General features: G+C 72.7%; 6 protein-coding genes. 1 reads left to right on the top strand and 5 read right to left on the bottom strand.

Annotation, left to right across the window (positions count from 1 at the left end):
- Positions 1-225 precede the first annotated feature (225 nt).
- Positions 226-1,269: an LAETG motif-containing sortase-dependent surface protein gene (locus tag AB0K36_RS01260; protein ID WP_364586592.1), complete on the top strand. Its 1,044-nt coding sequence runs from the start codon at positions 226-228 to the stop codon at positions 1,267-1,269.
- Positions 1,270-1,361: 92 nt separating this feature from the next.
- Here the strand turns inward: AB0K36_RS01260 and AB0K36_RS01255 are convergent, their stop codons facing one another.
- The 5 genes from AB0K36_RS01255 to AB0K36_RS01235 all read right to left on the bottom strand — a co-directional run bounded on the left by AB0K36_RS01255 (position 1,362) and on the right by AB0K36_RS01235 (position 12,781).
- The gene (locus AB0K36_RS01255; protein WP_364586589.1) at positions 1,362-3,296 is read right to left on the bottom strand and encodes a GMC oxidoreductase; all 1,935 of its coding nucleotides are present in this window, start codon (positions 3,294-3,296) and stop codon (positions 1,362-1,364) included.
- Positions 3,297-3,358: 62 nt separating this feature from the next.
- Positions 3,359-4,975, bottom strand: a complete 1,617-nt coding sequence (locus AB0K36_RS01250; RefSeq protein WP_364586586.1) for a succinic semialdehyde dehydrogenase — start codon at positions 4,973-4,975, stop codon at positions 3,359-3,361.
- 178 nt (positions 4,976-5,153) lie between these two features.
- On the bottom strand, positions 5,154-6,743 hold the full coding sequence (locus tag AB0K36_RS01245; RefSeq protein WP_364586584.1) for a serine/threonine-protein kinase: 1,590 nt from the start codon (positions 6,741-6,743) through the stop codon (positions 5,154-5,156).
- 113 nt (positions 6,744-6,856) lie between these two features.
- Positions 6,857-10,111, bottom strand: a complete 3,255-nt coding sequence (locus AB0K36_RS01240; protein ID WP_364586582.1) for a serine/threonine kinase C-terminal domain-containing protein — start codon at positions 10,109-10,111, stop codon at positions 6,857-6,859.
- A 126-nt stretch (positions 10,112-10,237) separates the two neighbouring features.
- Entirely contained in the window at positions 10,238-12,781 is a 2,544-nt protein-coding gene (locus tag AB0K36_RS01235) for a protein kinase domain-containing protein (protein WP_364586579.1), read from the bottom strand.
- Between the last annotated feature and the right edge of the window lie 265 nt (positions 12,782-13,046).

The following is a 13,046-nucleotide window of genomic DNA, read 5'->3' as shown; positions in this document are numbered from 1 at the left end:
AACGTTGCGCGGTCGGGCATCACGGATCCGTCTCGTTCCGGCCATGGTCACACCTGTGGCGCAGGTCACATAAAGATCCTGTGAGTCGGCGTGCAACCAATCACCCTGGTCACAGGTCATGCATGCGTAACAAGGACCTCAGTTGTTCGCACCCACCGTGGTGCCGGGGGTCACAACCAGCCTTCGTACCGCGTCCGGCGGTACCCGGACTTCACTGAGGACTCAATGAAGCTTCGCCGTGCCATGGCCGTCGCCGCCGCGACCGCTGTCATCGCCCCTGCCACGTTCCTGGCGGCGCCGGCCGCGTTCGCGACGGACGCGAGCCCTTCGGCCACGGAGTCCACGTCCCCGGCTCCCACCGGGTCCGAGACCACGTCTCCGTCCCCGACCGGGTCCGAGAGCACCTCCCCCGCGCCGACCGGGTCGGAAACCACCTCCCCCGCGCCGACCGGGTCCGAGACCACGTCTCCGTCCCCGACCGGGTCCGAGAGCACCTCCCCCGCACCGTCGCCCTCCACCACCGCTCCCACCGAGGACCCTGAGGACCCCGAGGAGCCGCCTTACTGCGAGGAGCTGGACGAGAACTGGGAGGAGAAGGCGCTCGACCTCAAGATCAGCGGCCTGCCCGGCCAGATCGTGGCCGGCAGCGGCTGGGAGGAGTTCAACCTCACGGTCACCAACAACTCCAAGGCCGACCTCAAGGAGGTCGCCTTCTACGCCGAGGTCGAGAACGACCAGCTCGACGAGGACAAGTGGCTCAGCAAGCACGTCGAGCTGCAGTTCCGTCTCCCGGGCACCGACCAGTGGGAGCGGATCGGCAATTCGGAGTGGGCCGGTGACTACTTCTGGGGCGTCGAGACCATGAAGTCCAAGGACTTCGTGAAGATCGACCTCCGCATCAACGTGGCCAGCACCGCTCCGGCCGCCGAAAGCTACTCCTTCGGCTCCGGCGGCTACCTGGGCGACGTCGACGGCCAGGAGTGCATCGCGGAGAACGCCGGCGTGTACGCCGACTTCACCGTCCTGAAGCCGGGCTCGCCGAACCCGAACCCGGGCGAGGCCGAGCCGGGTGACGGCGAGGGCAAGGACAAGGGCCCCGACACGAAGCCCCAGGGTGACGTGAAGGAGCTCCCGGTCACCGGCAACCTCGCCGAGACCGGCTCCGACTCGGTGCTGCCGGTCATCGGCGCGGTCGGCGGTGTCGCGATCCTCGCCGGCGCCGGTGTCGTCTTCGCGATGAAGCGCCGCCGTGGTGACGCCACCGCGTAACGCCTGAAGTTCAGGCGCACAGAGCCACCAAGGCCGCTGCACTCGGAGGGGGGTGCAGCGGCCTTCGTGCGTGCGGAGCGCCCGACGGGCGGTCAGGCCTCCTGGGGCTTGGGCAGAGCCGCCTTCTCGGTGCCGGGCGTCTTCTCGGCCACCGCCTCGGCCGTCTTCTTCGGCCGGGCCGTCTTCTCCTGCCCGGCCGTCTTCTCCTGCCCGGCCGGCTTCTTCGGCGGGAGTGCCGGCATGCCGAGGAACGGCAGCTTCAGCGCGCCGAACGCGTCCGCCGGGACGGCCGGCGCCTTGGGCGCGACCGGGGTCAGGCGCTCGTACGCGCGGCCCTGGGCCGGGCGCGGGTCCTCCTCGCCCTTGTTCGGCCAGAACGACATCGCCCGCTCCGCCTGGGCCGTGATGGTCAGCGACGGGTTGACGCCGAGGTTCGCCGACACCGCGGAGCCGTCCACGACCGAGATGCCCGGGTGGCCGTACAGCCGGTGGTACGGGTCGATGACGCCGTCCGCCGCCGTGGCGCCGATCGGGCAGCCGCCGAGGAAGTGCGCGGTGAGCGGGGTGCCCATCACTTCACCGATGTTGGAGCCGGCGAAGCCGTTGATCTCCTCCGCGAGCAGGGACGCCGCCAGGGTCGCCTCGGGGATCTGGTTCGGGTTCGGTGCGCCGTGGCCCTGGCGGGCGGTGAGCAGTCCCTTGCCGATGCCCTTCGGCTTGCGGTACGTCGTCAGCGAGTTGTCGAGCGACTGCATGACCAGACCGATGATGGTCCGTTCCGACCAGCGCCGGTTGGACAGGGCGCGGACCGCGAGCCACGGGTGCCTGGCCATGTTGCCGAGCCAGCCGACGACGCGGCCCTTCACCCGGTAGGGCACCTGGAGGACCGTCATGCCGCCCATCGCGTTCGATCCCCTGCCGTAGCGCACGGGCTCGATGTGGGTGTTCTCGTCCGGGTGGATCGAGGACGTGATGGCGACGCCACGGGTGAAGTCGACCCGCTCCGCGCCGTGCCGCTTGCGGTAGCGCCGGTTGTCGGTCTGGGCGCCGACGAGCGCCTCCGAGTTGGTGCGGGTCAGCTCGCCGAGCCGTGCGGACAGACGCGGCAGCAGTCCGCCGTCCTTCATCCGGTGCAGCAGGGTCTGTGTGCCGTACGTCCCGGCGGCGATGACGACGCGGCGGGCCGTGAACGTACGGCCCTTCCCCTTGCGCCTGTTGTCGCTGGGCAGGGTCTTGATCGCGAAACCGCCCCGCGAGTCCTCCGTGACGGCGACCACGGACGTCATCGGGTGCACGGTGGCGCCCGCCTTCTCCGCGAGGTACAGGTAGTTCTCGTTGAGCGTGTTCTTCGCGCCGTGCCGGCAGCCCGTCATGCACTCGCCGCACTCGCTGCACGCCCTGCGGGAGGGACCCGCGCCCCCGAAGTAGGGGTCGGCGACCTCCTGGCCCGGCCTGGCCCGCACGGTCCCGTCGGCGTCGTCGCCGTCCCCGAAGAACACGCCGACGGGCGCCATGTGGAAGCTGTCGCCGACGCCCATCGCCTCCGCGGTCGCCTTCAGATGGACGTCGGAGGGGGTCATCGTCGGGTTGAGCCGCACGCCGAGCATGCGCCGGGCCTGGTCGTAGTAGGGCTTCAGCTCCTCCTGCCAGTCCGTGATGTCCTTCCACTGCGGGTCGTTGAAGAACGGCGCGGGCGGCACGTAGAGCGTGTTCGCGTAGTTGAGGGAGCCGCCGCCCACGCCCGCTCCCGCCAGCACCATCACGTTGCCGAGCAGGTGGATGCGCTGGATGCCGAAGAGGCCGAGGGCCGGTGCCCAGAGATAGTTGCGCAGGTCCCAGGAGTTCTTGGGCAGGGACTCGCGCGTGAAGCGGCGGCCCGCCTCCAGGACGCCGACCCGGTAGCCCTTCTCGGTCAGTCGGAGGGCGGACACGGAGCCGCCGAAGCCGGAGCCGACGACGATCACGTCGTAGTCGTACTGCGTGTCGTCGTCCGCGGCCCGGTTTCGGGCAGGGGATACCTCGGACATGGCTCTCCTCGTGAAGGTACGGGCGTGCGGGTGCGGGTCGCGGGTCCGCCGGACCGGGCGGGTCAGCGCAGTCGGAGGGCCTTCATCGCCTTGAGGCTGACGCTCATGAAAGCCGCGTACTTCTCGTCGTCCATGCCGAACGACGGTGCGAGCGGCAGCAGACGCTGCTGGGACACGGTCTGCGCCTCCGTGTACTTGAGGATGCCCTCGGAGCCGTGGCGGCGGCTGAGCCCGGAGTCCTTCATGCCGCCCATCGGGGACTGGACGCTGCCGTACGCCGGCGCGTAGCCCTCGTTGATGTTGACGGTGCCGGTGCGCAGCTTGGCGGCAACGGCGTGTCCTCGACGGGCGTCCTTGGTCCAGACGCTCGAGTTGAGGCCGTACGGCGTGGCGTTGGCCTGGGCGATGACGGCGTCCTCGTCGGTGAAGCGGTACACGGAGACCACCGGGCCGAAGGTCTCCTCCGTGCACACGGCCATCGGGGCCTCGACGCCGTCGAGGATGGTGGGCTCGTAGAAGAGCGGGCCGATGTCGGGGCGGGCGACACCGCCGGCGAGGAGCCTGGCGCCCTTGGCGACGGCCTCCTCGACATGGCGGGTGACGGTCTCGAGCTGGCGCTCGCCGACGAGGGAGCCCATGTCGGCGCCGTAGGCGAGGGAGTTGCCGAGCCGCATGGCCTTGGTACGGGCGGCGAACCGCTCGAGGAAGTCGTCGGCGACGGACTCGTGCACGTACAGCCGCTCGATGGATATGCACAGCTGGCCGGCGGAGGAGAAGCAGGCGCGCACCGCTCCGGCCGCGGCCTTCTCCACGTCGGCGTCGTGCAGGACCAGCATGGCGTTCTTGCCGCCGAGTTCGAGCGAGACGCCGATGAGGCGGGCCGCGGCGCCCTGTGCCACCTCGCGGCCGGTGCGGGTGGAGCCGGTGAACGACACGTAGTCGGCGTGCTTGACGACCTCGGGGCCGACGACGGGGCCGTCGCCGATGACGACCTGGAAGACCTCGGCCGGCAGTCCCGCCTCGACGAGCAGGTCGCGTGCCCACAGGGCGGTCAGCGCCGTCTCGGTGTCGGGCTTCATCACGACCGCGTTGCCGGTGACGAACGCGGGCAGCGCGTCACCGACGGACAGCTCCAGCGGGTAGTTCCAGGGCGCGATCTGCCCCACGACACCGCGCGGATGGCGCAGTTCGGTGGTCTTCGTAAGGACGGGGACGACACCGGTGTGCCGCTTCGCCTTCAGGTAGGAGGGCGCCTTGCGTCCGTAGTGGCGGGCGGCGACGGCGACGGCCTGCACCTCCTCGTGGGCGTGCAGGCGGGCCTTGCCGGTCTCCAGCTGGATCAGGTCCAGGACCTCCGCCTGGCGCTGGAGGACCAGGTCGTGGAAGCGCAGCAGGACGGCCGCGCGGGCACGGACCGGGGTGGCGGCCCATGCCGGCTGGGCGGCGCGTGCCCGCTCGAAGGCCGCGGCCACGTCCTCGGGGGTGGACTCGGGCAGTTCGGCCAGCTGCTCGCCCGTGAACGGGGCGTGGTTGGCCGTGCGGCCGGAGCCGGCCACCGACTTGGTCAGCCGGGCGACCAGTTCGGGGGTCACCACGTCGGCGGCGGTGCGCGCGCCGGCCGGAGCGGCGGCTGTCGGGTTGGTGCCGAGGGCGGCCGCGGTGGCCTGCGAGTCCGTCATGGGGGCGAGAGTAGGCGCAGAGCAGCGCTTTGGGTACCCGTCGGTAACACCTTTTCACCATGCACACACGACCGCGCCAGCGATCACTGGCACATAACCCCTGATCAGGCCCTATGCATCGGCCCGCAGCCACGTCCGGCAATTTTCCCGGCCGCCACGGGGAGTCCCGCGGCCCGGCTCACGGCGCCGGGGGCCGCCATCCCCGCAGCATGGTGTCGAACTGCTCGCGGGTCGTCACCCAGTCGTGCGCGGGGCCGGACATGTAGAGGGCGTATTCCGTGCCGTCGTCCTCGTAGTACATCTGGTCGATCGCCCGCCGGGGACCGGGATGTTCCTTGCTCTCCGTCCAGGTGAACTCCCAGATCGCGGACTGCGTCCGGTCCCGGAAGGTGTTCGGGTGGAGCTGCACCCGGCGGTACTCGGGCAGGCGCTTCTTGAGGTTCTTCTGCATGTCGAGCATGTGCATGTACGGGTTCTCGTGTTGGGGCGCCGGGTCGATGCTGATGCGGATGCGGTGGCGCCCGTTGTCCGGGGTGTAGTCGATCTGGTTGCCGTCCACCTGACGCCGCCAGCCGTCGGGCACCCAGAGGCTGAAGCCCGCCACGTCCTTGACGCGTCGCCAGCCCTCGGGAAGCCCGGAGGCGTCTCCGGGTGCGGCGCTCTCGGCACCGCCCGTCCCGGCGCCTCCGGCCGCCGCGGCCTCTCCCGTACGGCCGCCCCCACCGTCGTTCGCGTACTGCATCGCGAGGCCCGCGGCGCCGCCCAGCACGGCCGCCAGTACGACGGCGATCACCGCCCTGCGTACGCGCCCGCCGCGACGGGCGGGGGCCTGCGAGGGCCCGGGCGCAGGGACGGTGCGGGACGGGTCCACCGCGGCGCCGGGCTGCGGCAGCCGCTGCGTCGGCACCCGCGTACGCCCCGCCCGCACCGGTCCACGGCCCTCCATGGCGTCCGTCAGCATCCGCTCCGCCTCGGCCGCGGAGGGCCGGTGCGACGGCTCCTTGCGCAGCAGCGCCAGGATCACCGGCGTGAGCCTTCCCGCCCGCACCGGGGCAGGCGGTTCCTCGTCGACCACGGCCTGCATGGTCGACAGCGGCGAGGACCGGCGGAACGGCGACCGTCCCTCCACCGCCGTGTACAGCGTCGCGCCCAGGGACCACAGGTCGGAGGCGGGCCCGGGGTCGTGGCCGCGGACCCGTTCCGGCGCGAGGTAGTCGATCGAACCGACGATCTCGCCCGTCCTGGTGATCGTCGAATCGCCCTCGATGGCCGCGATCCCGAAGTCGGTTATCAGCGCCCGGCCGTCCTTGGCCAGCAGGACGTTGGCCGGCTTGATGTCCCGGTGGAGCACCCCTGCGGCATGCGCGGCGCCCAGCGCCCGCAGGATGTGCAGCCCGATCCGGGCCGCCTCCGTCTCGTCGATCCGCCCCGGCTCCTTGACCGCGTCGGCGAGGGAGGGGCCGTCGACGTACTGCATGACGATCCAGGGCCGTGCGTCGTGCTCGAGCACGTCGTGCACGGTGACGACGCCGGGATGGCTGATGCGCGCGGCCGCGCGGGCCTCCTTCTGGGTGCGGGCGTGCAGGACGGCCCGGTCGGCCTCCGACACGTAGAGCCCCGCGGTCAACTCCTTGACCGCCACCACCCGGTGGAGCACCTCGTCATGGGCGCGCCATACCTTGCCCATACCGCCACGGCCGATGGTCTCGCCCAGCCGGTAACGCCCGGCGAGCAGCAGACCGGTGCCTGTGCTGTGAGTGTGTTCCACGTACCCCGCCCCGTTCCTTGGAATGACAGGTTACGGAGGGGATGTACGACCACGGAACATCGGACGCCTCAAGTGACCGCACTGTGATGCGCGTTCCGTGCGCGCACGCGCACTCAGCGGGCGGATCGGTAACTCGCCGTGGCCTGCTCGAAGATCTCGGTCACTTTGTCACGCTGTGCTTCCGGTCCGATCACCTGGACGACGTGGTACGTGCCGTCGACGGCCAGGGCGAGGTTACGCACGTACACCTCACGGCCGTTGCTGTCCTGCCAGGTGAACTGGCCCTCGGCCATGGCCTGTCGGCCGACGTCTATGCGGCGCAGCCCGGTGGCGCTCGCCCATGAGGAATCGCGGAAGGGCTGGAGCTCCGGCTCCTTGTCCCGCTGATAGACCAGCGGATCGTCGCCGTTGGCCTGGACGGTGTCCCGGCCGGGCACGACGATGAGGGTGAAATCACCGCCCGTGTAGCGGACTTGTCCGGCATCGTTGATCGGCCGACGCTGCCACGTACGGTCGACGGCGATCCTGAAGCCCTCCGGGTCGTCCCGGAGCACATAGCCCTCCGGAAGTTCGCCGGCCGGGGCGGAGGTCTGCGGCTGCTGGGACCCGGGCGTGCCGGTGGGTGCCGGCTCCGGGTCGGTGCCCGCGCCCGTACGGCCGGGGCCCGGGCTCTGCTGCGAGGGCTGTGCGCCCGTCTCCCTGCCCTGCGTCGACCGCTGCCCGTCGTCCGCCTTCGGCATGAACAGCACCGCGTAGGTGATCGCGGCCACCAGTAGGAGCAGGATCAGCAGCAGGAGCGTGCGGCCGAGCGCGCGCGGCTTACGGCCCGGGGCCTCGTAGGACCGGCGGTACGACGTGTCGTAGGAGCTCTCGTACGGCTCCTCGTAGGCGCGCCTGGGCGGCGGGACCTGGGCGACGGGCCGCTCTCTGCGCCCCTCCCTGTCCCTGCCTCCCGCTCCGCCCCGGCTCCTGGTCTTCTTGTGGCGATGGCGGCCGTGCGCGTCCGGGCCGCCACCGCGGCGCCTGCGGACGAGCTCGCCCCGGCGCCGGACGATGGGCAGCCGCGATCCGTCGACCGCGCCGGCCGGCAGCGGAACGACGTCCGTCCCGGCCTCGGGCTCCGGCGCCGAACGGACGAGCGAACGCAGCCAGCCACGCAGCTCCTCGAAGTCGGGCCGCTCCGTGGGGTCCTGACGGAGCAGCGACTCGACGACCGGCCGCAGGGCGCCGCACTCCTCCGCGAAGGCGGGCGGCTCCGCGCACACGAGCTGCACAAGCTCGGCGGCGCTCTCCTCCGGGTAGGGGGCATGCCCCTGGACGGCCCGGTAGAGCAGCGCGCCCAGCGCCCACAGATCGGTCGCCGGGCCCACGGGCGCGGCCAGCTGCCAGTTCTCGTGGACCGGACCCGCCTGCTCGGGCGCCCACCGCTCCGTCACGGCACCGACCACGGTGATCCGTGCCTGCCGTGCCCGCTCCGCGGCCAGCGGTGTCGCGGGACCTCGGTACGGGGCGGAGCCGCCACCGGCGACGACCTCGTCCCAGCGGCCGGGGGCCGTCGTGGCGTCCGTGGCCGCGGGGTGGCGCTGCGCGTCGGCGCGCAGCGCGTCGGCGCGCAGCGCGTCACCGCCGCGGTGCCAACTGCCTCCGGCCGTGCTGTCCGTCCGCGCCGCGGGGAGGGCGGGGCGCTGTCCGCCGGCCGGCCGGCCGCCACCGCCCGGTCCGCTGTCCGCCCGCGCGACGGGCAGCGCGGGACGGGCGGGCTGAACGCCACGGCCGGGTTCGGCGCCCGCCCTGCGTACGCCGTAGGGGTCGTCGCGGTACGGGTCGTGCGGGCGCACGCCCGGCAGCGCGGGGCGCCCGGCGATGCCCCGGGGGCGGCCGCCTCCGGCGGGCAGCGAACCGGTGCCCTCACGGCCGGCGAACGGCGCGTCGTGCCAGGTTCCCGTCAGCCGGACCCGGCCGGGGCCGCCCTGCGACGGCCCCTCGTCGTCCCGGTCCCGGCCGTACGGGCCTTCGCCGTGACGCTCCTCGTGGCGGCCACCGCCGAACCGGTCCCGTTCCCCGCCGTCCCGGTACCGGCCCTCGTCACCTTCCGCGCCGTACGGGCCTTCGTACCGGCCTTCGTCGTAGTGGTCCTCATGACGGTCCGCGCCGTAGCGGTTCTCGTCCCGGCCTTCGTCGTACGGGCCTTCGTACCGGCCGGCGCCGTAGCGGTCCTCCCGACGGTCCGCGCCGTAGCGGTCCCCCTGAGGGCCCTCGTCGTACGGGCCTTCGTACCGGCCTTCGTCGTAGTGGTCTTCCTGACGGTCCTCACGGCCGTGGGTCTCCGCGTCGCGCGGCGCCACGCCGAGCAGGCCGAGCCCCAGGTCCTCGAAGTCCGCGTCGTCGTCCTCGTCCCGGACGGCGCCGAGCCCGAGCAGACCGCGGCGACCCTCGTCGGGGCGGTGGGCCCACCAGTCGGGGTCGAGGCCGTCCTGCTCCGGGCGGTCACGGGCGCCGGTGTCCTCGTCCTGGCGCCGGCTCTCGCCCGACCGCGCCCCGGCGCGGGCACCGGCGCGATAGGCCGCGATCGCCCCGGCGCGGGCGGCGCGCACGTCCGGCACACCGGTGGACGGGCCGCTCTGCTGCGGCAGGACGGGACGGCCGGGCGCGGCCTCGACCTCGTGTCCCCGTGCCGGCGCGTCACCGGCGCCGAATCCCGGCGCGGGCCCCGGCCCGTCCGGCTCTGCCCCGTCGTCGGTGTCCGGGTCCGGATCCGGCTCCGGTACCGGCGCGTACCCGCACAGTGCCTCCTCCGCGGCGCCGGACGCCAGTCCGGTGAGGACCACACGTCCGTCCTCGCAGACGAGCACCGTGCGCACCGTGATGTTCCGGTGCGTCCAGCCGTGGGCGTGCAGGACGCGCAGGGCGGTCAGTACGTCGGAGGCGATCTCCGCGGCCCGGTACGGCGTGAGCGGCTTCTCCGCGAGCAGCGCCGCCAGCGGCCGGGCCGCGACCCGCTCGCTCACTATCCACAGCGAGCCGTCCTCGGCGAAGACGTCGAAGACCTGGTCCAGCCGCGGATGGTCGGGGATCTGCGCGGCCGCCTGTGCCGCCTCGACCGCCCGCCGGACCGCCGGGTCCGTGGGGCGGCGTGTCGTGCCGCCGCTCCTGCCTCCGTGGTTCCGCCGCGGCACCGCCGCGCCGGCGAGGCCGTCCGCGTCGAGCATCTCGGCGTCGACGATCTCCGGCAACGGCACCTGCCGCACCAGGACTTCATGGCCGCTGTAGGTGTCGAACGCGCGGATCTCCGCGAATTCGTACTCGTCGGACGGCGGCAACGGCAGGCGGTAGCGGTCGGCGAGCACCCTTCCCGCATAGTCGTCCACGACGCCTCCCCGAGCGCGCTGTCCCCGGCCGGTACAGAAACAACGCAAGAAGCCGTCAAATCCGGTCGCTCACCGGCCTCTTGTCGCTGCGTACCGTCCGCGGGTTCTCACGATACGTGTCCTGGGTCAGTCCTTGGGGCTGAACGTCGCGAACGCCGTCTTGCGCAGCGTCTCGCACTCCTTGCTGCGCCACTCGCTCGCCTTGCACGTGATCATGATCGAGTAGCCGCGCCTGGCGTCGACCTTGAAGCCCCTGTTCAGGATACGTACCCGCTGGCCGTTCTCGTTGCGCTCGAACTGCCAGTCCGCGACGGTCGGATAGCCGTTGTACTCGACCGTCCCTATCCCGAGGTGCTTGTAGCCGTTGCTCGTCGCGCTCACACCGGCGACCGCGGCGGCCCATGCGGCGGCCGCGTCGTCCTTGGGGCTGTCGTTGAAGTCGACCTGGACACGCGGAACTCCGCCGTCGACGCTGAACTTGCCGCCCGAGTTCTGGCCGGCCACACCGGTGAGCTTGAAGTTCGCGGGCATGGCCATGGTGAAGTGCCAGCGGTCGTTGGAGACCATCACGTACCCGGCCGGCAGCGTGTCGCCGCCCGCGGAGTCGTCGTCCTTGGGGTCGCCCGACGGCGGGCCGTCCGGGCTGCCGGTGCTGCCGCCCTGACCCCCGTCCTCTTCCTTGCCGTCGTCCTTGCCGGGGTCGTCACCGCTGTCGGGACTCGGGTCGGCGCCCGCGCCACCGCTCGCCTTGTCCTCTCCGCCACCGGCGGTGGAGCCGGCCGACGCGGCGGTCTCGTCCTTGCCCTTGGTCCGGTTGCCCGGGTCGTCGTCACTGAAGGCGAAGACCAGCACGGTGGAGAGCACGGCGATCAGCGCCACGGCCGCGATGATCACCAGGGTGCGGCGGGGCACCACGTCGGTGAGCGGTGCGCGCACCGCTGCGGCCCGCCGGGCTGGTCCGCCCGGCGCGGGCTGCTGCTTCGGCTCCGCCTTCACGGCGGCGGCCGCGTTGCGCACGGAACGCAGCGCGCCACGGACCCGGTCGGCGGCAGGGTCCTTCGGCCGGGCCGGGGGGACGGGAGGCACGGACGGCAGCCGGATGGCGCGGGTCGCCTCGGGCGACGGCTCGGGCTCCGGGGGGAGTACCGGCGCCTCCGGTGCGTTCACCACCTGGGTGAGCAGGGCGCGGGCGCCCGCGTCGTCCAGCCGCTGGGCGGGGTCCTTGGCGAGCAGGCCGTAGATGACCTCCTCGAGCGGGCCCGCGTTCTTCGGCGGGTCGAGCGGTTCGGTCATCACGGCCGTCAGCGTCGCGATCGCCGAGCCCTTGTCGTACGGCGGGCAGCCCTCGACACTCGCGTAGAGCAGGCCGCCGAGCGACCAGAGGTCGGCCGCCGGACCGGGCTTGTGGCCGCGGGCGCGCTCGGGCGAGATGTACGACGGGGCGCCGACGAGCATGCCGGTCGAGGTGATCGACGGGTCGCCCTCGACCTGCGCGATACCGAAGTCGGTGAGCACGACACGGCCGTCACGGCCGATGAGCACGTTGGACGGCTTCACGTCACGGTGCAGGATGCCCTCGCGGTGCGCGGAGCGCAGCACGTCGAGGATCGCCAGGCCGACCTCGGCCGCCCGGCGGGGCGTGAGGACGCCGTCCTCCCGTACGACCTCGGCCAGGGACTTGCCCTCGACGAGCTCCATGACGATCCACGGGCGGTCGTCCTCGTCGACGACGTCGTAGACGGTCACGGCGCTGTTGTTGCGGATGCGGGCGATCGCCTTGGCCTCGCGCAGGGTGCGCGTGATGAGCCGGCGCTTCTCGTCGTCGTCGACGCTGCCCGGGAAGCGCAGTTCCTTGACGGCGACGGTACGGCCGAGGGTCTCGTCGACCGCGCGCCAGACCGTGCCCATGCCGCCGCGCCCGAGGACGCCGCCGAGACGGTAACGACCGGCGAGCAGGCGGCCCTCGGAACCGGTGGCGCCGCGTCCCTTGGAAACCGCCGCACCCGCGTCCCCGGCACGGCCGGTCCGGTCCGCCGGGGCGGACGTCGCCGCAGCGGCCTGCGAGCCGGCGCTCCTGTCGCCGTCGGCGGGTGACCCTGCGGACCGGCCGGCGTTCACACCGCCGGCCGGCGCCTTCACGGCCGGGGCGTCCGCCGGCTCCGCGGGCCGCGTTCCGGCCTTCGTGGTTCCGGCCTTCGTGACGGACAGCGGCTTCGCGTCCTCGACGGAGGCAGGCTTCGTGTCCGCGGAGGCGTCCTCCCGGGCATCGCCCTGCGCATCCTTCCGCGCGTCCTCCTGAGCAGCCGTCACGGCCGTGCTCCCGGTGCCGTGACCGGGCTTCCGGGCGTCCGCCACCTCGGCAGAGGCACCGCCCGCTGCGGCGTCGTCCTCATCGGCCTGGACCGCGCCGGAGACACCGGGGTCCGCTGCGACCGGTGTGACGTCGCCGTCCTGGCTCTTGTCCTGAGGGACCGCGTCCTTGACCTCCGGGACCGCGTCGTCGACCTCCGGGGCGGCGTCCGCTTCGGACGTCTTCGGGTCCACCGCGCCGGCGGCGGAGTCCTCGCCCCCGTCGGCGGAACCGGCCCCCGCGCCCACGGCAGAGTCCGCATCCTCGCCGGCGAAGCCGGCCCCCCGCTGGGGCTTCCGCGACTGCTCAGCCTCCGACATGCGTCCCCTCTGCGATCCCTGATCTTCGCCCGCGCCTGCCGCATTCCGCGCGATGCGGTAACCCGCCCTGGCAGAGCGCCCATTGTCCCTCACCCTGGGACCGGTACGTCGTCCGGGTCCACCCAGTGGCGTACCCGGCCCACCCGAATACGCCACCCACCATGCCATCACATGCGGTGAAGCCCACCCCCGCACTGGTCGTGGGCGTGCGGGGATTCGCCAACCGCCCCCGCAGCGGGCCGGTTTCCCCGGACGACGGGCAATC

Origin of the sequence: Streptomyces kurssanovii (genome assembly GCF_040677245.1) — a bacterium.
GTDB classification, from domain to species: domain Bacteria; phylum Actinomycetota; class Actinomycetes; order Streptomycetales; family Streptomycetaceae; genus Streptomyces; species Streptomyces kurssanovii.
The sequence above is the reverse complement of the archived record's forward strand: the minus strand, read 5'-3'. Positions and strand labels throughout refer to the sequence as shown.